Source organism: Gardnerella sp. DNF01198P (genome assembly GCF_049244165.1).
Lineage (GTDB): Bacteria > Actinomycetota > Actinomycetes > Actinomycetales > Bifidobacteriaceae > Bifidobacterium > Bifidobacterium swidsinskii.
Map to the genome: position 1 here is coordinate 967,446 of NZ_CP058382.1, position 22,198 is coordinate 989,643.

Annotated in this window: 14 protein-coding genes and 1 riboswitch; of the genes, 4 read left to right on the top strand and 10 right to left on the bottom strand. The window is 39.4% G+C overall.

Translation table 11 applies throughout. The annotated features are described in order from the left end of the window. Nucleotides 1-62: 62 nt before the first annotated feature. The 7 genes from rpsB to uvrA form a co-directional block, all read right to left on the bottom strand. Nucleotides 63-881, bottom strand: a complete 819-nt coding sequence (rpsB, locus tag HXT44_RS04245) for a 30S ribosomal protein S2 (protein ID WP_032842488.1) — start codon at nt 879-881, stop codon at nt 63-65. A gap of 309 nt (nt 882-1,190) precedes the next feature. Then, complete coding sequence (locus tag HXT44_RS04250) at nt 1,191-1,679, bottom strand: peptide deformylase (RefSeq protein ID WP_004108893.1); 489 nt, start codon at nt 1,677-1,679, stop codon at nt 1,191-1,193. Between the two features lie 62 nt (nt 1,680-1,741). Then, on the bottom strand, nt 1,742-3,781 hold the full coding sequence (locus HXT44_RS04255; protein WP_076002885.1) for an AMP-dependent synthetase/ligase: 2,040 nt from the start codon (nt 3,779-3,781) through the stop codon (nt 1,742-1,744). A gap of 284 nt (nt 3,782-4,065) precedes the next feature. After that, the gene (locus tag HXT44_RS04260) at nt 4,066-4,656 is read right to left on the bottom strand and encodes a hypothetical protein (RefSeq protein WP_004108888.1); all 591 of its coding nucleotides are present in this window, start codon (nt 4,654-4,656) and stop codon (nt 4,066-4,068) included. A 363-nt stretch (nt 4,657-5,019) separates the two neighbouring features. Beyond that, nucleotides 5,020-6,150: a GuaB3 family IMP dehydrogenase-related protein gene (locus tag HXT44_RS04265; RefSeq protein ID WP_064622111.1), complete on the bottom strand. Its 1,131-nt coding sequence runs from the start codon at nt 6,148-6,150 to the stop codon at nt 5,020-5,022. A 38-nt stretch (nt 6,151-6,188) separates the two neighbouring features. Next, nucleotides 6,189-8,528 (bottom strand): excinuclease ABC subunit UvrC, encoded by a 2,340-nt coding sequence (gene uvrC, locus HXT44_RS04270; protein WP_421782567.1) that lies wholly within the window; start codon nt 8,526-8,528, stop codon nt 6,189-6,191. Between the two features lie 101 nt (nt 8,529-8,629). Then, on the bottom strand, nt 8,630-11,521 hold the full coding sequence (gene uvrA / locus HXT44_RS04275) for an excinuclease ABC subunit UvrA (RefSeq protein WP_415707588.1): 2,892 nt from the start codon (nt 11,519-11,521) through the stop codon (nt 8,630-8,632). Nucleotides 11,522-11,804: 283 nt separating this feature from the next. Here uvrA and HXT44_RS04280 point away from each other — a divergent pair, with 283 nt between their 5' ends. Together HXT44_RS04280 and HXT44_RS04285 are read left to right on the top strand one after the other, a co-directional pair. Further along, a complete protein-coding gene (locus tag HXT44_RS04280; RefSeq protein ID WP_012914200.1) occupies nt 11,805-13,406 on the top strand; it encodes an ABC-F family ATP-binding cassette domain-containing protein in 1,602 nt (533 codons plus the stop codon). Between the two features lie 46 nt (nt 13,407-13,452). Further along, nucleotides 13,453-15,669 carry a beta-carotene 15,15'-monooxygenase gene (locus HXT44_RS04285; protein ID WP_421782569.1) on the top strand — a complete coding sequence of 739 codons (2,217 nt, stop codon included), beginning with the start codon at nt 13,453-13,455 and terminating at the stop codon, nt 15,667-15,669. 19 nt (nt 15,670-15,688) lie between these two features. On the opposite strand, the gene HXT44_RS04290 is transcribed toward HXT44_RS04285, so the two are convergent. From HXT44_RS04290 to HXT44_RS04300, 3 genes are all read right to left on the bottom strand, one after another. Then, a complete protein-coding gene (locus HXT44_RS04290) occupies nt 15,689-16,876 on the bottom strand; it encodes a pyridoxal phosphate-dependent aminotransferase (RefSeq protein ID WP_004108878.1) in 1,188 nt (395 codons plus the stop codon). A 93-nt stretch (nt 16,877-16,969) separates the two neighbouring features. Continuing rightward, nucleotides 16,970-17,743 (bottom strand): polyphosphate--glucose phosphotransferase, encoded by a 774-nt coding sequence (gene ppgK / locus HXT44_RS04295; protein ID WP_004108876.1) that lies wholly within the window; start codon nt 17,741-17,743, stop codon nt 16,970-16,972. Between the two features lie 93 nt (nt 17,744-17,836). After that, nucleotides 17,837-18,871 (bottom strand): glycosyltransferase, encoded by a 1,035-nt coding sequence (locus tag HXT44_RS04300; RefSeq protein ID WP_004108875.1) that lies wholly within the window; start codon nt 18,869-18,871, stop codon nt 17,837-17,839. A 72-nt stretch (nt 18,872-18,943) separates the two neighbouring features. Next, nucleotides 18,944-19,090, top strand: a riboswitch (FMN riboswitch). Between the two features lie 6 nt (nt 19,091-19,096). On the opposite strand from HXT44_RS04300, the gene HXT44_RS04305 reads away from it, so the two are divergent. Then, nucleotides 19,097-19,666 carry an ECF transporter S component gene (locus HXT44_RS04305; RefSeq protein WP_004108872.1) on the top strand — a complete coding sequence of 190 codons (570 nt, stop codon included), beginning with the start codon at nt 19,097-19,099 and terminating at the stop codon, nt 19,664-19,666. Between the two features lie 47 nt (nt 19,667-19,713). Then, the gene (locus HXT44_RS04310) at nt 19,714-22,038 is read left to right on the top strand and encodes an energy-coupling factor transporter ATPase (RefSeq protein ID WP_004108869.1); all 2,325 of its coding nucleotides are present in this window, start codon (nt 19,714-19,716) and stop codon (nt 22,036-22,038) included. Nucleotides 22,039-22,198 lie beyond the last annotated feature (160 nt).

Here is a 22,198-nt window from a genome sequence, read left to right on the forward strand (position 1 = left end):
AAAAAGCAAAATCAATTGGATTTTGCAGCTTCTAAATAAGAATCTGGTTGCAAATTAGCTTATCAGGCGTTTGCCTCAGTATTTTCTTCCTTGGCAGGCTTAGCTTCAGCTTCGCCTTCCTTGGTGAGCAATTCCTTCTCCCAAGCTGCCATTGGCTGAGCATCATTACCTTCAGACTTAGCGCCCTTACCGGCATGCTCAAGCAAACCTTCAGCTACAGCATCAGCCATCAAGCTAGTCAATAACTCAATGCCACGAATAGCATCGTCGTTGGCAGGAATTGGATACTCAACAGCCTCAGGATCAGTGTTGGTATCAACAATTGCTACAACTGGGATACCAAGCTTATGAGCTTCTTCAACAGCCAAAGCTTCCTTGTTAATATCAACAACGAACATGGCGGATGGAGTGCGGTTCATGTTGCGAATACCACCGAGCTGCTTGGAAAGCTTGTCCTTCTCGCGCTCGAGAAGCAAAAGTTCCTTCTTAGTCAAGCCGGATCCACGAACATCGCTGAAGTCCATTTCCTCAAGTTCCTTCAAGCGCTTTACGCGAGTAGAAACAGTCTGGAAATTAGTCAACATACCGCCAAGCCAACGCTCGCAAACATAAGGCATGTTTACGCGAGTTGCCTGATTCTGTACAGCTTCCTGAGCCTGCTTCTTAGTACCCACGAAGAGAACAGTGCCGTTGTGAGCAACAGTCTGCTTGATGAAGTCATAAGCCTTGTCGATCATGTCGAGAGACTTGAACAAATTGATGATATGAATACCATTGCGCTGGGTAAGAATGAACTGCTTCATCTTTGGGTTCCAGCGACGAGTCTGATGACCGAAGTGCAAACCAGCCTTCAGCATTTCGCTCATGGTAATCTGTGCCATATCTATATACCTTTCTTGTCGGTTATTTCCTGGCCATGTCTGTTCGCATGCAACTTGGTTAACACATGTCTAAATCCAAGCCGACCGACACGAACGGACGCGTACATGGCGCGTATTTGCGAATCCGTGTAGACAATAAAAAGCGAGCAATCATACAACGCGGCAATACTCATGCTCAAAATGGACACGCAAAGAGCGATTATATCAGATGCTCAATACTAAAAATCGGCATTCTTGTAGTGATAAAAGCAACAAAAACGCCGATAATTTTTAAAAAATTATTTACGCATAAAGCATAAAAACTAAAACTTAGTTACGCATATTATTGCGCAACTCACGCAACGCTTGACGGCGCACGTCCTTTTCAAGCCTATCTAAATAAATATGACCATCTAAATGATCACACTCATGCTGAATCATTCTAGCCATAAGACCTTCACCTTCAAGCACTACAGTCTTACCATCTAAATCAATTCCACAAGCTCTAGCATAATTTGCACGCCTAGTTTTGTACCATAATCCAGGAACAGAAAGGCAACCCTCGTCGTCGTACTGTTCACCTTTTAGCTCTTCAATTACGGGATTTAAAATATAGCCGATTCGACCATTTATATTGTAAGAAAAAGCTCTAAAACTTACACCAATCTGATTAGCAGACAATCCAGCTCTACCTGGGTCATTTACCGTTTCCAATAAATCATCAACTAAATGTTTCACAGCTGGCGTAATTTCACGAATCTCATCACAAGGAGTTCGCAATACGGGATCCGGAACAATACGAATTTTTCTAATAGACACTCGATTACTCTTTCTTTTATGTAAGTAGAAATAACGAAAACAACTACAAATATGTAAGCTTTTTACTCGACATGTTCATTATGATCACTATGCGATGTCGAAGAGGAATCTGATGAAGATTCTTCACCAAAACGCTTCAAATGATTCGCAGCTTGATCGATAGCTTGACGTACTCGAGGAGTTACAGCTTCCTGAGCTTGCTTAACAGTCTCCTGTGCTTGCTTAACAGTCTCAGTAGTTTTATCGAGAATCTTTACAGTTGCTGGCAAAGGACGAGTATTAGGCTTTGGAGCATACAATTGCGTTTCGATAATATCAGCATAGCGAGCAAGAATCTTCGGACGAACAATCTTCATACTTGGAGTCAAGGTTCCAGCATCTTGAGTAAATTCATCTTGCAAAATAACAAACTTACGAACAGACTCAGCGCGAGAAACAGTACTATTAGCTTGGTCAATAAATTGCTGAATTACTGAACGCACTGCTTCGTTAGTAGCAATCTCACTCATAGTAAGGTTAACATCCATACCCTTATTCTTTAGCCAAGAACGAACCATATCTGGATCAAGCTCAATTAAAGCAGAAACGAATGGCTTACCATCGCCCACTACTACAGCATGAGAAACTAATGGGCATTGAGCAATAATACCTTCCATAGGAGCAGGACTTATATTCTTGCCACCGGCAGTAATAATAATATCTTTTTTGCGACCAGTAATAGACAAGAATCCTTCATCATCTATTGAGCCAAGATCGCCTGAATGCAACCATCCATCTTCATCAATAACTTCTGCAGTGAGCTCAGGCTTATTGAAATATCCCATAAATACGTTAGGACCTTTAATAAGCACTTCATCGTCGTCAGCAAGACGGATAGCTATACCAGGACCAGGTCGACCTACAGATCCAACTTGATTTGCATGCTCAAAATTAACTACACAAGGAGCGGCAGTTTCAGTCATTCCATAGCCTTGAATAAAAGTAATGCCATCAAGACCATTAAAGAAATGAGCCAAATCAGCATCCATTGGAGCTCCACCGCAGGCCAACCATGAAAGATTAGGGCCTAAAGCTGAGCGAATAGACGAGCCAACTGTTTTCATATACATCGCATGATTCATGCGTGCAGCAAGAGAATGAGTTTTACCTTCAACATTGTCGCGAGACCATTGAATGAAATGTTTTACAGCTTTAGCAAAGATACGACCCTTTATACCAGCACCAGCTTTTTGTGAGGCAGCATTATAAACTTTTTCAAAAACTCTAGGCACGCCGAGTAAATACGTAGGCTTAAAACTACGCAAATCAGCCAAAAGATGCTTAGCATTAGGCACATATCCAATAACACCGTGAGCACCAATAGCAACATATTGAATGTACCGAGCAAAACAATGCGCCAATGGAAGGAATAAAAGCAAACGATTTGGCTTGCATAGCATATCGTTAAGAACATCATAACCAGCAAAAACAATATGCGTAAAATTACGATTTGAAAGCATTGCGCCTTTAGGTCTACCAGTCGAACCAGAAGTGTAAACAATAGTAGCTAAATCATCTGCCTTAACAGCATCAACAGCTTTATTAAGCTCATCATCAGTAGTAGATTTACCAAAATCAACAACGGCTTCCAAGCCGCCAGCTTTGAAATTAAATACGGTTTTCAAAGTTATATGTTTATGATCCTGACGAACACGCTCTAAGCATTGAGCATGCGCATCGTCTCCAGCAAAAGCAATAACTGGCTTAACTTCATCGATAATGTCAGCTGCCTGCAATGCTGAATCTGTTTCATAAATAGGAATGCTTACAGCACCAATACATGCACAAGCAAAATCGACAACACCCCACTCATAGCATGTAGCAGAGTAAATAACAACTTTGGAGCCATGCTGAACTCCGAGCGCTATTAAGCCTCGAGCTACTGCACGAACTTTCGCGAGCATTTCAGATGAAGTAACATCATGCCAACGACGAGTTTCATCGTCTTGCCATTGAGCAACCAAGTCTTGTGGGCTACGCATAGCACGATTGGCGAGTAAGGAATAAATGGTATCACCGTCTTGAGTTGGGTGAATGGCTTCTACAGCAAATTCTCGGAGCATATTATTTATTGTACTTGATAACAGAATCGACACGACTGCATGAAGTACAAAAAATAATACTTAATATTGTCATTTACAAACAAACACTGAAAAAAACTTAGATTCTACAAGTCGTACAAGTTAGAATGTTTAATCTTACAAAAGTGAACCCCTTTATTGCTAAAAATTGTTGAAAAATCAGCAAATCAAGCAATAAGGGGCTCATATTTTGAATATATGTACATAAGTCTTCAAACGCATTATCATAGATGTCTTATTTCAGCTACCTACTATAAGCGACGATTTTATCCTAGATCTGCATACGTGCAAATCCAACGATTATTTTTCAATTCCAAAGATAACGACGCCCAGTATTTCACAGGTCCTGCACAAATGCGCACAACACCTTCAAAATGATTCGGGCTGACTAACATTCCATTAAACAAACTCGGAACTGCAGGAAAACTACGCACAGCAGAGCGAGTTTCCGAATCGTTATTATCAGTGAAATACTCATCCATCAGTTTCCACATGTTAGTTAATTTAGTAATACAACTTTTTGTTAGAAGCTGCGACATTGCTGGAGAAATAGGCCTACCTCTCGAAATATCTGCAGCTATACAAGCAATTTGACAAGTTTTTAAAGCTAAATTAACAAAAGCCTGCTCATCTCTACTGTCGAAATAACACATTCCAACATGGTATTTCAAGCATTCACGAGAAAAACCAACACTAACTTCACCCTCATATACAGGCAAGCTAATACGAGGTCTACAGAAAACATGTGGAGGATCCTCGTCATTGTTTTTCTTAGTCTTTGAGGACTTATCTTTCAGCTCATCATCACTGTAATCGTTATCATCCATGCCATAGGCATCAGCAAAATCTATCTTCATGTTTCTCTCCTGTTTTAACAATTATTTAAAACTGTTGTTATTTAAAACTTGTTAAGTTTATATTTCTACAAACTAAACGAGTTTAGATAAAAGCTTACAACGTAATTTTTCTCTAACTGCGTAATTAATAAAAATGTGGATAAATTACAAAATATTCGTCGTTTTCATTGAAAATAAACGATTTTATGCGTGTTGAATTATACACATTACGGTTTAAAAGAATAGCAAAAATAGCTAAAAATCATATTTATACATGAATCAATAGAATGTTCATATAGATATATGCATTTTGAAAACAAATATAGCGGTTCAGAACAAATTACTGAACCGCTATATTTTATGCAATAAGCATCATACTTAATACTAACGAATATCTTGATGGAATGGATTAAATACTACGCTACAACGCTGGAAGCTCTTAACATCAACATAACCTGTAGAAGCCATTGTTCTGCGCAATGCACCAACAAAGTTTGTAGTACCATCTGCTTCATGACTTGGGCCAAAAAGAATATTTTCTAACGGAGCCACAGTGCCAACATTTGAGCGCATCCCGCGAGGAAGTGATGAATGACGAGCCTCAGCACCCCAATGAGTGCCATGACCAGGAGCCTCAGTTGCGCGAGCTAATGGAGTACCAAGCATAACTGCGTCAGCTCCAACTGCAAGAGCCTTAATAAAGCTGCCGGAATTACCCATTCCTCCATCAGCAATAATTTGCACGTAACGGCCGCCGGATTCATCCATATAATCCCTACGAGCTTCAGCAACATCCGCAATAGCAGTAGCCATAGGTGCTTGCACACCTAAAGTATTCATGGTTGCGGATACTGCTCCTCCGCCAAATCCGACTAAAATACCTGCAGCTCCAGTTCTCATCAAATGAAGAGCAGAAGTATAATCCGCGCAACCTCCAACAATAACAGGGACATCGAGATCGTAAATAAACTTCTTTAAATCAAGAGGTTCATGATCTTTAGAGACATGTTCCGCAGATACTGCTGTTCCGCGAATCACGAATAAATCAACACCAGCTTCTAGCACAGTGTTATATAATTCTTGCGTGCGTTGTGGAGAAAGAGCTCCTGCTACTGTCACTCCAGCATCTCTGATTGTATGCAAACGCTTTGCAATCAATTCTGGTTTGATCGGCTCAGTATAAATCTCCTGAATGCGGCGGGTTGCAATGTTTGACGGCAACTCAGCTATTTCTTTTAACAAAGGTTCTGGATTCTCATATCGAGTCCATAAACCTTCTAGATCAAGAACTCCAAGACCACCCATTTGACCAATTGCAATCGCAGTATCCGGGCTAGTAACCGAATCCATCGGAGCAGCAATAATTGGGATATCAAACGTATAAGCATCTACTTGCCATGCAGTAGATACAGCTTGAGGATCACGCGAGCGACGCGAAGGAACAATAGCAATATCGTCAAGCGAATATGCAACTCGGGCTTTTTTGCCCAAACCAATTTCAATTTCCTGAGACATACTTCTTAGGCTAGTGCCCTATGCTGACGAGTTGCGACTCATAGTAATTCATCATTATTTTTACGCAAAGCACTGTATATAGCTTTTGCTTTATTCTCACCAATTCCAGGCACTTTTTGCAAATCTTCTAATGAAGCATTTTTCAAAGATTTTATTGAACCAAAAAATGCAAGCAAACGTTTACGATACACTGATCCAATTCCAGGAATAGCATCAAAAGTAGAATGCAATGAACCTTTTCTTCGCAATTTACGATGATACGAAATAGCAAAACGATGAGACTCATCTCTAGCGCGCTGCAATAAATACAATCCTTCTGAGCTTCTCTTAAAAATGATTGGATAATCTTCGTCAGGAAGCCACACTTCTTCAAGCTTCTTAGCTAAACCACAAACAGTAATATCACTTACGCCAGCATCTTCCATAGCTCTTTTAGCAGCTTTTGCTTGTTCTTTTCCTCCATCGACAATAATTAATTGAGGCTTATAAGCAAAATGCCGCGCACTAGTCAACGAATTACCTGAAAAATGCTTATTAGAAATACTGTTGGAATCACAAATATTAATGTCAGATGAGTCAGATGTATCTGATGCATCTAATGTATCAAGCTTATCTTCTGCATAAACATCTTTATGCTTAAACCTTCGCAATAATGTTTCATAAACAGCACTTAAATCATCTGTTTTACCATCACCGTGTTCACCTCGAACCGCAAAATGACGGTACTCACTAGGACGAGCAACACCATCTTCAAAAACAACCATAGAAGCAACTTGATAACTGCCATCAACTGTATTTGAGATATCATAACATTCAATTCGCAAAGGAGATTTACTCATTCCAAGCGCTTTTGCTATTTCATTCATAGCTTCTGTTCTCATATCTATGCTGTTAATACGGCTAGATTTTATGCGTTTCAATTCCTGACTAGCATTATCGTTTGCACGATCCATAAGAGCACGTTTTTCTCCGCGCTCTGCAACTCTAATACTTACTTGAGAACCACGAATATTGCTAAGCCACAATTCAAGCTCTTGCTTACGTTCTTCAGAAATTTTAATTGGAACTATAATCTCACGAGGAACAGGCGAAATAGGAGCAAGTAAATCCTCACGACCTGTTCTCTCTTGACGTTCACGACGAGTTTTAGTAGCTTGTGCTCGCAATATTACATCAGTTGCAGTAGCTTGTTGCGTAGAGCTAACAGCGTCGCGAACTTTCTTAATGCTAATAGTATCTTCATGGTTTTGTGTGTAATTTTGCTCATATTCTGCGTATACGCGAGTTAATAAATCAGCTATAAGATCACTGTCACTGATATGCTCATTTCGTTCTACTGACCAATTTTTCTCTCCACGAATCATTCCAGCTCTGACAAAAAATACATGAATTGACGCTTCAAGCTCATCTCCGCAGAATCCAAAAACATCTGCTTCTACATCATTGTCAAACACAACTGCATTTTGTTGCAAAATAGTGTTCAAAACAGCAATCTCGTCACGCAATTTAGCTGCACGCTCAAATTCTAGCTCTTCACTTGCTTCTTTCATCTCGTTCTTAATTTGTGAAATATAAGACTCTCCAACACTGCCTGTAAGTATGCCAACTACATGTTCTACCATCTTGCGATGTTCGCTAGGATCTATGTTTCCTATACAAGGAGCTGAACATTTACCAATCGAAGCAAATAAGCAAGGCCTACCAGTCCTATGAGCTTTGTTAAAAACAGAGGATGAGCATGTGCGAATAGGAAAAGTTTTAAGTAAAGAATCTAAACTATGACGAAGAGGCCACACTTTTGCATACGGACCAAAATATCTAGCATGCCGCGCACTACGATTTCTAGTAATCCATACTCTTGGAAAAGTTTCTTCTAGCGAAACTGCAACATAAGGATATGTTTTATCGTCACGAAAAACTACATTAAACCTAGGATTAAAAGCTTTAATCCAAGTATATTCAAGTGTAAGAGCCTCAAATTCAGTGCTTACAACAGTCCATTCCAAACTGCGAGCTGTAAGAACCATAGATTGAGTTCTGGGATGAAGTTGGTAAAGAGGTTGAAAATAATTCGCTAAACGATTGCGTAAATTTTTTGCTTTTCCAACGTAAATAACTCGCCCCTCGCCATCACGCCACTTGTATACTCCAGGTTGCGCTGGAATATCACGAGAAGCTGGACGGAATAAATCACGAGTATCACCAAGCAATGGAGCTCCTAATGCATTTACTCTTTCATTATCAAATGATGAATCTTTCGAAAACTGTTCATCTATCATTTCTTGCGTTTTACGCCATTTTTCACTATCTCTCATCCTATTTTCTTCTTGCAAATCATATGGTTTATAAGAATTTTTATTAAGATCATTATCTTTCATTTTCACCTCCTTTCCTAAACAAGATTTATGCAACTATTCATAAGATTTGTCGAATAAATTTCTAAGTTCGCAAATTACAAATCGGTAACTTTTTTGAACGCTTAATGTAACATTTGCTTAAGGAATTTACCTGTCCAACTCTCGCCATTACGCGCTACGCTCTCAGGACTACCTTCTGCAACTAAGGTTCCGCCTTTATCTCCTCCTTCTGGACCTAAATCAATAATCCAATCTGCAGATTTGACAACATCAAGATTATGTTCAATTACAATAACACTGTTGCCTTTATCTACAAGAGATTGCAAAACCGCTAGAAGTTTCCTAACATCTTCAAAATGCAGTCCAGTAGTAGGTTCATCAAGAATATAAACTGTTTTACCAGTAGATCTTCTCTGCAGCTCTGTAGCAAGCTTTACTCGTTGAGACTCACCGCCAGAAAGCGTTGTTGCGCTTTGACCAAGACGAATATAGCCCAAGCCAACTTTTACTAAAGTATCTAAATACCGAGAAATAGAAGGATATGCTTTGAAAAATATTGCAGCTTCACAAATAGGCATATTAAGAACATCTGCAACAGACTTTCCATTATATGTAACTTCCAAAGTTTCACGGTTATAACGTTTACCATGACAAACTTCGCACTCTACGTATACGTCAGGCAAAAAGTTCATTTCTATTTTTAAAGTACCGTCGCCATGGCATGCTTCGCATCTGCCTCCTTTAACATTAAACGAGAAGCGACCAGAACCATAACCACGAACTTTTGCTTCTGGAGTCTGAGCAAACAATGAACGTATTTTATCCCAAACACCAGTGTAAGTTGCTGGATTAGAACGAGGAGTTCTTCCTATAGGATTCTGATCGACATGCACTACTTTGTCACAAAGCTCAATACCATCAATACGTTTGTGTTTTCCTGGCACAATTCGAGCACCATTTAGTTTGTCTGCAAGAACTGGATACAAAATTGAGTTTATAAGTGTTGATTTACCAGATCCAGATACACCCGTTATGCATGTGAATACTCCCAAAGGTATGCTTATATCAATATTTTTTAAATTATGCTCATGGGCATTAATTATATGAAGCATACGATTTTCGTCTACACTACGACGTTGTTCTGGCACATCTATTGAGCGTCTGTGAGCAATATAATCTCCAGTAATTGAACGCTGAGCTTTAATAATTCCATCAGACGGACCTGAATATACTACTTCTCCTCCATGCTCACCAGCTTCTGGACCAATATCAACAAGCCAATCAGACTGACGAATAGTATCTTCATCATGCTCAACAACAATAAGCGTATTACCAAGATTTCGCAGATGATGCAATGTTGCAATCAAACGCTCATTATCTCTTTGATGCAATCCAATAGACGGCTCATCAAGCACGTACATAACACCAACTAAACCTGATCCAATTTGAGTAGCTAAACGAATACGTTGAGCCTCTCCACCAGACAAAGTTTTTGCAGCTCTTGAAAGAGTAAGATAGCTTAAACCCACATCGTTCAAAAAACCAAGTCGAGCACGAATCTCTTTTAATATTTCTGTTGCAATTACTGCTTGAGAACCATCCAAATGCAAAGCATTTACCCATGCTAGACTTCGCTCTACTGGCATATCGCAAACTTCAGCTATGGAAGTATTAGATACTGTAACCGCAAGAACTTCTGGGCGTAAACGCTTTCCATTACATTTTTGGCATGGAACTTCACGCATATACGACTCATAATATTGACGCATTTGATCAGAATCAGTTTCGTCATGTTTGCGCATAAGCGTACGAACTACACCTTCAAAGCCAGTAGAATATTCACGCTGACGCCCCCACCTATTTGTGTAGGAAACTTGAACCGTGAAATCATGACCATACATGATGTCATGTTTAACGTCTTCCGCTAGATCCTTCCACGGAGTATTCATATCAAAATGCAAATCTTTAGCAAGTCCTGAAAGTATGTGCTGATAATACATTCCAGCTGACTTATTCATTGCCCACGGCTCAATAGCTCCTTGCGCAAGAGATTTGTCTGGATCCGGGATAACAAGTTCAGGATCAATTTCGAGATTGTATCCAATGCCAGAACATTCAGAGCAAGCACCATAAGGAGCATTGAATGAAAATGTTCTAGGCTCGATCTCATCAAGCTCTAATTGATGATTATTTGGACATGCACGATGTTCCGAAAATGATTTACGACGCGTTTGCGAGTCTTCTGGTTCGTCAACAAAATCAGCAATTACTACTCCTTTAGATAGTTTTAATGCTGTTTCAATCGAATCAGTTAATCGAACACGAATGCCATCTTTAATAACTAAACGGTCTACTACTACTTCAATTGTATGTTTCTTCTGTTTAGTAAGAGTAATATCTTCAGAAAGCTCATGCATTTGCCCGTCAATAATCGCACGAGCATAACCATCTGAGCGTAAAAGCTCAAGCGTGTCTTTAAATTCTCCCTTACGACCACGAACTACTGGAGCAAGAATTTGCAATCTCGTACGTTCTGGCATAGCAAGCAATGAATCTGTCATTTGCTGAGGAGTTTGAGAACTTACTATTTGACCACATTCAGGACAGTGAGGCACACCAATCCTTGCAAACAATAATCGCAAATAATCATATATTTCTGTAATAGTTCCAACAGTAGAACGAGGATTGCGATTCGTAGTTTTTTGATCAATAGAAACAGCAGGACTTAGACCCTCAATAAAATCAACATCAGGCTTATCCATACGCCCTAAAAATTGGCGAGCATAAGCACTAAGCGACTCAACATAGCGTCGCTGACCTTCTGCAAAAAGCGTATCAAACGCAAGCGAGGACTTACCAGATCCAGAAAGACCAGTAAAAACAACCATACGATTCCTAGGAATCGACAAACTTACATTTTTTAGATTGTGCTCTCTAGCACCCTGGATAGTTATTTTCCATTCAGAAGGAATATTAGATAAATCAGCTATAAAAGTACCGTTGTTAGCGCACATAGGAGCATTATCAAGCAATTCTTGTAACGAGTCGTTTTGTTCATTCGCCTGTTCTGACACAATTACCTCCACACTTCCCCATAATCACTTGAATATTCCCAACCAATACCCAATTTTATCACTGACAAGAAAATTATAGAACAAGTGTTCGAAAAAGTAAAGTATTTGACTATCAACCACTTGCTGTATTCGTTACCAGTAAGCAGTATAATAGTGAGTTTGCTTATGACTTTTATAAGTAATAAATAATAGCAGCCTAATTTTGGGGAACGGAACAGACATTATGCCTATTGACGCACAAGCTTTAACCATTCAGATTGGTGCGCGAACGCTGTTAAATCCTACCGATTTTCACGTCACAAAGGGAGATAAGATCGGTTTAGTCGGCAGAAACGGCGCAGGCAAAACTACGCTTACTCGCGTTATTACAGGAGACATGCTGCCAGCAGGAGGCTCGGTTAGAGTTAGTGGAGGTTTAGGCTACTTACCTCAAGACACACACGCAGCAGACCCAGAACAAAGCGTTATAGATCGCATTATGAGTGCTCGAGATATTGCTTCTATCGTTTCGCGTATTCGCAAAGCGGAAAAAGAAATGACAGATCCAGATCCAGACATAATGACTAAAGCTATGAACCGCTACGACAAAGCAATGCAAGATTTTGAAAAAGCAGGCGGTTATTCAGTGCAATCTGAAGCAATATCGATGGCAACAAGCTTGGGACTTCCACAAGAAGTTATGCAACAAGCTTTAGGCACACTTTCAGGTGGTCAACGTCGCCGCATAGAACTTGCTAGAATTCTGTTTTCTGACGCAGACACATTAATTCTCGATGAGCCTACAAACCACTTAGACGCAGACTCAATAATATGGCTTCGCAATTATCTTAAACGATTTGAAGGTGGTTTCCTAGTAATTTCTCACTCCACAGAATTACTAGACGAAGTAGTAAACAAAGTATGGCATTTAGATGCTCAACTTGCAAAAATAGACATGTACTCAATGGGCTGGAAAGCATACTTGCATCAGCGCGTAGTGGACGAAGAAAGACGTCGTCGCGAACGAGAAGTTGCAGAAAAGAAAGCTGAACGCCTTATGAAACAAGGCATTCGCTTGCACGCAAAAGCTACAAAAGCAGTTGCTGCTCAAAACATGATGCGAAGAGCTGAACGCTTATTAAGCGAAACAAGTGAAGCTCAAAAACAAGAAAAAGTTGCAGATATTCGTTTTCCAGAACCAGCTGCATGCGGAAAAACTCCAATTATGGCAAAAGATATTTCCAAAGCGTATGGTTCTAATATTGTTTTCGCTGGAATTAATCTTGCTATAGACAAAGGTTCACGTGTTGTCATTCTAGGCTATAACGGTGCTGGAAAAACAACAACATTACGAATTTTGGCAGGAGAAGAAACAGCAGATACTGGTGAAGTTCAATACGGACACGGATGCAAAATCGGTTATTTTGCACAGGAACACGATACATTAGACTTGGATTCTACAGTTTTGGAAAACCTTCAGCATGTTGCACCAAACCTGGATGACACACAAGCACGTTCTATGCTTGGCAGCTTCCTGTTTTCTGGCGACGACGCAATGAAGCCTGCCAGAGTGCTTTCAGGTGGCGAAAAAACACGTCTGGCACTTGCAACACTAGTAACTTCCAAAGCCAATGTGCTACTGCTGGACGAACCTACTAACAACTTGGACCCAGCATCTCGAGATGAAATACTTAAAGCTATTGCAAAATATGAGGGAGCAATCGTTCTTGTTACACACGATGAAGGTGCAGTTCAAGCCTTACAACCTGAGCGAGTGCTACTCATGCCTGATGGCGACGAAGACTTGTGGAATGACGAATATCTCGATTTAGTTGCCGAAGAGTAAAATGTTGAACTGAATTACTTGAATTGTACAATAGAATGGTTAAGCAGTGATTTCAACATACGCGTCTAAGACTTTGCCAAATACGACGAATAGTGCCAACAGCCGTATAAGCAATCAAATTGACAATCATTGCATAAAACGTGCGCTACATTTTTTGCGAATACCATTCATCGTAATAATTCTTATAACCTTATTTGAATGTTCTATTGGAAATCTGCCATTTTGGAGCAGTGTTACAGGAAGCACAGATAGCATTTCTGCGCACAACGATATAGGTTCTGGAATTAGACGCTTAGATTCTGGCGGCATTCTTATAACGGATCCTTCAGAAGCATATTTAGAAGTAACATCCGACGGAAGTTCGCCTTATATTCGCTTAGAGCCTGCAATTATTAAAAAGAAAAGCAAAAATAATAATCTTATTTCAAACATCAATGTTTTAGTTGAAGCAAACAAATACTTAAGCAAACCTCAAAGCACAAACACTGCTTCTTTAGACCCATCTTTGCTTAAACTTCCAAAACAAGCAGTAGGAAAATCTTGCATTGTAAGAGTATGGCTGCAACATCCAATAGGATCAATATTAAATATTGAAGACTCAAGAGCAAACGTTCGAGTGCCTTTTAGGTGGTCATGGGGTCGCGTATTAATACTTGCTATTTTTGCATTTCTTGTTACGCTTTGGAATCCTTGGTCCAAGCTTTGGAAAATTAAACTCAACACTCATAGTCTTATTCAACGTTGCTGCTTTGCTGCTTCTCTTCTTCCATTTATTGCTGTTGGTTTAATAACTATTTTTTGGAATTTACGAAACGCAACTCCTATGCATTTTTACACAAACGGTAATTATGCATATGATTTTGATCAATATGCCCACACTGCAGACGCATTGTTAAAAGGTCAAGTGCATTTAAATCTTCCTGTTCCTAATGAGTTAGAACACTTGCAAAATCCTTACGACCCTACGGCTAGAAATAATTTGTTAAACCACTCAGTACAGCATATGTATTGGGATTACGCATACTACAAAGGTCACTGGTACTCCTACTTTGGAGTTCTTCCAGCAATATTGCTATTTTTGCCTTATCGCATTATTTCAAGACTATGGACTCCTGAAGGCTCTATGCTTCCAACAACAGTAGCTACGATAATATTCTTAATTGGTTTTCTTATCGCAGGCTCCCTATTGGTTATTCGAATTATTGAGCAGACTTCAAAAAAAGTATCTTTAGGAACGACATCTATTGTTCTTACTTTATTCTTCATTACTTCAAATACAGTGTATTTGTGGTTTAGAACGTCATTTTATTCCGTACCTATGGCAGCCTCACTTTTCTTCACATCTCTTGGATTGTGGTGCTACCTAGGTTTTAATAGAACACACTCTTTGCTAAATATTGTTTTAGGTTCTTTCTTTATTGCATTAAATTTAGGATGCAGACCTACTTTTTCTATAGCTGTTCTTTTTGCACTTCCTGCAATTTATTCACACATAGAAAAAGATTTACCAAATATTTTGCGCAACTGGAAACAAGTTTCTTCATGGTATAAGCCTTTTAAATATTTTGCAGCTTGGATACTACCATGCATAATTACTGCAATTCCATTTGGTATTTATAATCTTTTGCGCTTTGGCTCACCGTTAAATTTTGGCAATGAGTATCAAATAACTATTACTGACATGACGACTATGCGCTTGCCGTCACAAAATATTTTGCCGTCTATTTTTAGCTATATTGCGCTACCTTTGCGTTTTATTCCAACTTTTCCTTGGATTGGTATTCAGCCTATCGCATTTGACCGTTGGCAATATGCAGAGCCTATGATTGGCGGAATGCTTACACTTTCACCATTAGCATTGGTTGGTATAGTATGCGTATTTATTATGAAAAAACACTGCCGTACGCATATTGCTTGGCGCACAAGCGTAATAGCTATAATAGTTGGGCTTGTTCTTATTGTTTTTGACAGTTTAAAAGCTGGTATCGGATGGAGATATATTGCTGATTTTGCATGGGCTTTTGCCATAGCTGCCGCAATTGGAATTAGCTTGCTTTTAGAGTATGCGTCCACCTTGCAATCAGAAAATTCTTTACATAAAAAAACTATTGCTTACACAATACGCTTACTTGTAGCAGTATTGCTATTTGCTTCTATTGCTATTGCTGTACTCAGTTGGTTTGTTACAGGACGTGAAGACAGCACGCTTCGTTTTAATCCAAACTTATGGTTCGCGTTTAGAAGTTGGATGACATTGTTTTAAATAATTATTTATATAATTACTATTCTTCTAACAATGCATCTACAGTTCGAAGAAGCGCATGTAATCCGCTAATAAACTGTTGCGGCTCTGGCAATAATGACAATGCTAAATACCCATTAACTGGCATATCGAAATAATATCCAGGTTGAGAAACTAGATTATAATCTTTCATCAATCTCAAAGCTAATACATCATCGTCAATGCAAGATGGTACACGCAATAAAATATTCCATCCGCCTTCTGCACGCAACGCGCTAACACAGCATTTAGGCGTGGATACCAATGTTTCTCGAAGCGTATGCAGATTATTAATAACACGATTCCGTACAATAGCGCTTTGAGAAGATGCATATTGCAATAATTCTGGTATTCGCTCAGAAACAGTATTACCAATAGGCAAAAAATCATCCGCTATAACGTCAAGCCTTTTTTGTGCTTCATAAACATCATCTTTAGGACCTGAAACTTCAATCCAACCAACTTTGGCGTGAGGAGCAGCAAGCATTTTGGAGAATCCATCAAGCGCAAAAACTAAAGTAGAAGATTCTCCAGCAAAACGAGCATTGCCAGCAAAAGATTCAAGCGAATATTCATAAAATACTTCGTCTGCAATAATCGCAACACCATTATCACGACATAATTGCAATAGTATTTCACGTTCTTCAGGCTTAACATATGAGCCTGTAGGATTATTTGGATTAATAAGCACAAGAGCTTTAATACGCAAAGACGCATCTTCTAAAAGTTCTCTAACACGCGCAATATCAATAGTCCAAGAACCATCATAGTGCAAAGGATACGGTATTGCATTCACGCATTGCAAGCGTGCAATAGACTCTATAAGAGGATATCCAGGAGTTGGTCCCATAACAGCATCCCCTGCATCGCATAAAAGCATCATAAGCCATGCGTAAGCTTGAGAAGTTGAAGAAAGCACATAAAGCTGATCTGGATTAAGCTTTGGTGGAACAGACTTTTCAGTGCGGTTATCTCGCTTATTGATGAAGTTTGAAAGAATATCGCGAATTTCCTTAGGACCTCTAGGGTCTGCTGTGTAACATCCGCTTAAACATTGAGGAGCTAAGCCGTGAGACGTTGGATTGGAATCGTTTAATTTAGTAAGCTTTACGCCATTAAAAATAGCTTTTCGCTGAGCTAAAATAATAGGATTTGGCTCACTCACATCTACTCTAGAAGAAAATCGCACGAAACTACCCTAACACTTGGCATAACAAAAGCTGGGCTGCAGCATAAACTGCTCACCCAGCTCAATAGATAACAAATAATATTTAGTTATTTTTTAGTTTTGCTGCATTTTTTGCATTGCATAGTAAGCTGCACCAATAATTCCAGCCTCATTATGCAATGTTGCAACAACAATAGGAGTTTTAATATCGATATGCGGCAAGAACTTTTCGCTTACGCGGCTAACACCACCACCGACAACAAACAAATCTGGGTTGAAATACTTTTCCATCAAGCCGTAGTACTTAGTCAAACGCTTAGCCCACTTCTTATAGCCCATATCCAACTTTTCACGAACAGAAGAAGCAGCGTACTTTTCAGCATCGCCTTTACCTTTTTCAAGCTGAATATGACCAAGCTCAGTGTTTGGAATAAGCACACCGTTGTAAATCAAAGCCGTGCCAATACCAGTGCCCAGAGTAGTAGCAATAACCAAGCCATCCTTGTCTTTTGCTGCACCAAAACGCTGCTCAGCTAAACCAGCAGCATCGGCATCGTTAACTACTGTTACAGGACGACCACAAGCCTCGCTAAAGACTTCAGTAACATCAACACCAATCCAAGACTGGTCAAGATTTGCCATAAAATCAAGCTTCTTACCAGGCTTAATTGGAGCAGGGAACGCAATTCCAACAGGAACATCTGCAGGTACTTCAAAATGTTCAAGCTGCTGACGAACAATATCTGCAACTGCTTGAGGCGTAGAAACCGCAGGAGTGAGAATTTTGTATCGAGGTTCTGCGAACTCTCCCTTTTCCAAATTTACTGGAGCAGCCTTAATACCGGATCCACCAATATCGACGCCAAATGCTTGTGCAGTGTCAATCATTTCACTAACACTCCCCTCTGAATGTGTGCTGTATGGACAATTACCAGTATTCTATCGTATATCTGATACGACACGCTTACTGTTTACTAACTTCTACTTCAACGAAGGCATAGGTTTCCAGTCTTGATCGTGCAAAATTTTTCGAGAATCAATCCAACCGGTAAACAATTTACCAATACCCGAAATAATATGCTCACGATCGACAGCAATCAAACGAATAATCTCTTTAGCAGCTGTTAAAGCAGTTCCAAGCGCAAACATAAACGGACGAAAATCACCATAAACCATAAAGTAGCGAGCCATAAAGCCTCTATTTCGCATAATATGATAACGATTCATGTCCGATGTTGAATTTAGCTGACGCACTCCTGCAATATCCCAATTAGGAATATCACGAGTGCGACGAAGAATAATATCCGGAACAACAATAGGGTTCGTAACCTTACTCGCAAGATACCCGTAAGTAGTATCATCCCAGTAAATAAAGTAGCGCGAATCCGGGAAGCCGATTTTTTCAACTATATCTCGACGAATCAAGCCGCCCTCAAAACACATCGTATTCATAACTTTGTATCCAGCTCTGCCGAAAGCAGCAGGAGCAATAGGATTTGGAATACCAAGCGGAACCAAAAAATCATACTGCCAGTAGAAATTACCGCCGTCGTAATCTAAACGACTTCCTTGAACAACAGCGTGACGCTTAGTCCAAGGAGCAAGACGCTCAATAGATTCAGGCACTGTTTCAACATCGTCATCCATAACCCAGAACCACTTAGCTCCAAGTTCATAAGCTTTTTTAACACCAGCACTAAAACCGCCAGCACCACCAAGATTTTCATCTTGCGGAGCATACACAACATGAAGTTCATTGCCTTCACAATCTTTTTGAGCTTTACCCCAACGATTAGTTAAAGAAGCTTCAAGACGAGCAACCATTTCGCCGGTTTTGTCACTGCACTCATTGTCAACAACGACAATACGCCAAGGGCATTCTTTTAAACATTCAAACGAATGGAATAAATTCTCCAAAAGCTCTTGACGCTTATAAGTGACAACAACAATAGCTAATTTATCAATGCTAGTTGCGTTATTAGTACTAATTTTTTTTGATGCACTCGTATTGCTCATACTTGTATTCTCGCACCTACCCTCGCCACACAATTATCACAACAATGTTCTTAGCATGAGATACAAAAGAATAGTTAGTTTCAGGGAAGGTGAAAATCCTTACTGGCGGTAACAAAATACGTGTTTCATGCGTTTTTGAAGCCCGCGAGCAGCTTACAAGCTGCTGATTCGGTTAAATTCCGAAGCCAACGGTTACAGTCCGGATGAAAGAAACGGAGACCCATCATGGGCATTTCTAATACAAATAATCACCAAACTTATGCAAAGAATTCTAACTGGTCTAGTGAAAAAATAGCAAAATACGCTCTATTCGTGGCGCTTTCAATGGCGGTAAGTTTCATAGAATTCCCGCTTATTCCAGACCTCAGCTATCTTAAATACGATCCTTCTGGAATCGTGTGTCTCGTAGCAGGATTCGCGTATGGTCCTGCAGCTGCAGCAATCGTAAGCATACTCGGCTTTGCACCACACTTATTTACCAATCCACTCGGCACAGTTATGGCAGTGCTAGTATCTTTAGGAGCTAGCGTTACAGCAGCAATCGTATACAAAAAAATGCATACCAAAAAAGGCGCAATCATTGCACTTTTGGCAGGCTCGATTGTTGCTATTGCTCTTGCAATAGGTGGAAATCTTGTTATTACTCCTCTTTACGCTCACATAACTGTTTCGCAGGTTGCGGCTCTTATTCTTCCAGCATTACTGCCATTTAATATTATTAAACTTGCTTTGCACGTAGTAGTAACTATGCTTATTTACAAACCAATTTCTAACCTGCTACACGAAAATAAATAATTATCCCAAACGGAATAGTTATGCATAATATCAGCACAAGTAATAGCATGAACGAAGCTAAGAAGCACATGATTGAAAACAATTCGCAAGTAGTGTTGCGAAATATTTGCTTTAGCTACGATGATGGAAAAACTTGGACGCTTAATAATTTAAGTCTTACAATTAATCCTGGCGAACGCGTGGCAATTGTGGGATTAAACGGTTCTGGTAAATCAACCTTAGCAAAAATTATTGCAGGTTTAACAGCTCCAGATAGCGGTTATGTTACATTGTGCGGCGAAAAAGTTTTTGAAAATACTACTGCTTGTGCTGAATCATATAAAAATGCACGAAAATATATTGGTGCACTTTTCCAAAGTCCTGAAGACCAGATTATTACCACAATTACTGAAGAAGATGTTGCTTTTGGACTAGAAAATTTGCAATTCCCTCAAAAAGCAATGTATAAGCGTATCAGTGAAGCTTTAAAAACTGTTCATATGGAAGATAAACGTTATGCTGACCCTAGCACTATGAGCGGCGGACAGCAGCAACGAGTAGCTTTAGCAAGTGCTATTGCTATGAATTCTAAACTGCTTGTTCTTGACGAACCTACTTCTATGCTCGACTCGTTCGCACGTAAAGACGTTGATGCTTTATTTGATAATTTGCACAAAAATGGCACTACTATCGTTCAAATTACACATAATTTTGAGGAATGCAAACGCGCAAATCGCATACTTTTACTAGAAAATGGTAACCTGAAAGAAATAAGCTTTAATGGTTTAAAAACTTACTTTTCTAATATTGAATCAGCAAATAATCATGTAACTAAAATTAGCGAGAACAAGAACTTAACAGATAGCAGATTCAAAGAAAATAAGTCAGATATCGCTGTAGAAATTTCCGGACTAACTGTTCAATATGATAAAACTTCTCCAGCTGTTATTGACGATTATTCACTAACTGTTAAAAGCGGCGAAACAGTTGCAATAATGGGCGAAAACGGCTGCGGTAAATCAACTCTTGCTAAAACAATGTGTGGATTGTTAGAAGCCAATTCAGGAAATATAACAGTACATGGCATATCTGTTAAAGGTAAAACATCTAGAATAATACGACAAAAACTACATCAAACAATTGGCTACGTTATGCAACTGCCAGAACAACAGCTTTTTGCTGATACAGTACGGAACGATGTCGCTTATGGGCCAAAAAATTTTGGGCTAAAAGACAGTGCTCTTAAAGAACGTGTGGATGAAACACTACGCTTACTGAACCTTGAGAATTTGGCCGAAAAATCACCTTTTGCGCTTTCTGGAGGTCAGCAGCGTCTTGTTGCAATAGCTGGCGTTTTAGCTTGCAAGCCACGCGTACTCGTACTGGATGAGCCAACAGCTGGATTAGATTTTGAAGCTGCGTTACGTATCCGAAAAATTCTTGGAATGCTACATAATCAAGGCGTAACCATAATACTTATTACGCATAATCTTCAAGAAGCAGAAAATTTAGGCGCAAGACTAGTAACATTAAAAACAAGGAATAAAGCAAGCAATAAAGAATGCAGCACAGCAAAAAATATTGAAAATACCAAAAACAAAGAAAGTTCCACAAAAGCAAAAACAACTTCACTACTTAAATCTTTTGACCCACGCGCGACGCTTCTATCATGCTTTATTCTTATGCTAAGTGCTTTTAGTATTACTAACTACATACAGTTAGCTATTCTTGCTTTTGTAACATTTACTCTAACTGTTGCTGCAAAAATACCATTCGTTAAACTTATTGCTTCGCTGCACATGATTATTGCAATATTTGTTTTCTCCGGACTACTTAACATTCTCGCAGTGCGAACCGGCACAGTGCTAGCAAATATTGCAACTATTCCTATTACAACCAATGGAATTAACTATGCAATACTTTTTGCAACACGATTCTCGCTTGTTATTATCATTGGAGCAGTTCTAGTATTAACAATGAGTCAGACAACACTTAACGAATCTTGCACACGATTACTATCACCACTTCGACATATTGGAATACCAACGCAAGAAATAGCACTTATTATGAGCCTAGCGCTACGGTTCTTACCAACACTTAGTGCAGAAGCGCACTCTGTGGCACTAGCGCAAATCGCTCGAGGAAGTAGCATTCGAGATGGTTCTTTTAAACAACGAGTACACGCCATAACAGCTTTAATTGTGCCAGGTTTTGCAGGAGTAATTCGCCATGCTGACATTCTTGCGCTCGCATTAGATGCACGCTGCTACGCGCCTGGAGCTGAAAGAACTCACTTGCACTCATGGAAAATGCGTATAAAAGATGTACTGCTATTAGTAGTTACTCTTTGTGTTGTAAGCGCGATTATTGTGTGCAAAATGCTACCTTTGTAATAAAAAATTTTGAAAATATTTCACCTTTTGCAGCAAGCGCAATAAATACGGAATAACTACGGAATAAATGCGCAATAAATAAATTTGTATTATCACATGCAACAATTCGCAATATACTGTATAATCCGTTAAGCACTATGTAATTTATGTAATATTTGCG

Coding starts and splice junctions, on each gene's coding strand:
- rpsB (WP_032842488.1), bottom strand. CDS start 881: ATGGCACAGATTACCATGAGCGAAATGCTGAAGGCTGGTTTGCACTTC.
- HXT44_RS04255 (WP_076002885.1), bottom strand. CDS start 3,781: ATGCTCCGAGAATTTGCTGTAGAAGCCATTCACCCAACTCAAGACGGT.
- HXT44_RS04260 (WP_004108888.1), bottom strand. CDS start 4,656: ATGAAGATAGATTTTGCTGATGCCTATGGCATGGATGATAACGATTAC.
- HXT44_RS04265 (WP_064622111.1), bottom strand. CDS start 6,150: ATGTCTCAGGAAATTGAAATTGGTTTGGGCAAAAAAGCCCGAGTTGCA.
- uvrC (WP_421782567.1), bottom strand. CDS start 8,528: ATGAAAGATAATGATCTTAATAAAAATTCTTATAAACCATATGATTTG.
- uvrA (WP_415707588.1), bottom strand. CDS start 11,521: ATGTGCGCTAACAACGGTACTTTTATAGCTGATTTATCTAATATTCCT.
- HXT44_RS04280 (WP_012914200.1), top strand. CDS start 11,805: ATGCCTATTGACGCACAAGCTTTAACCATTCAGATTGGTGCGCGAACG.
- ppgK (WP_004108876.1), bottom strand. CDS start 17,743: ATGATTGACACTGCACAAGCATTTGGCGTCGATATTGGTGGATCCGGT.
- HXT44_RS04300 (WP_004108875.1), bottom strand. CDS start 18,871: ATGAGCAATACGAGTGCATCAAAAAAAATTAGTACTAATAACGCAACT.
- HXT44_RS04305 (WP_004108872.1), top strand. CDS start 19,097: ATGGGCATTTCTAATACAAATAATCACCAAACTTATGCAAAGAATTCT.
- HXT44_RS04310 (WP_004108869.1), top strand. CDS start 19,714: ATGAACGAAGCTAAGAAGCACATGATTGAAAACAATTCGCAAGTAGTG.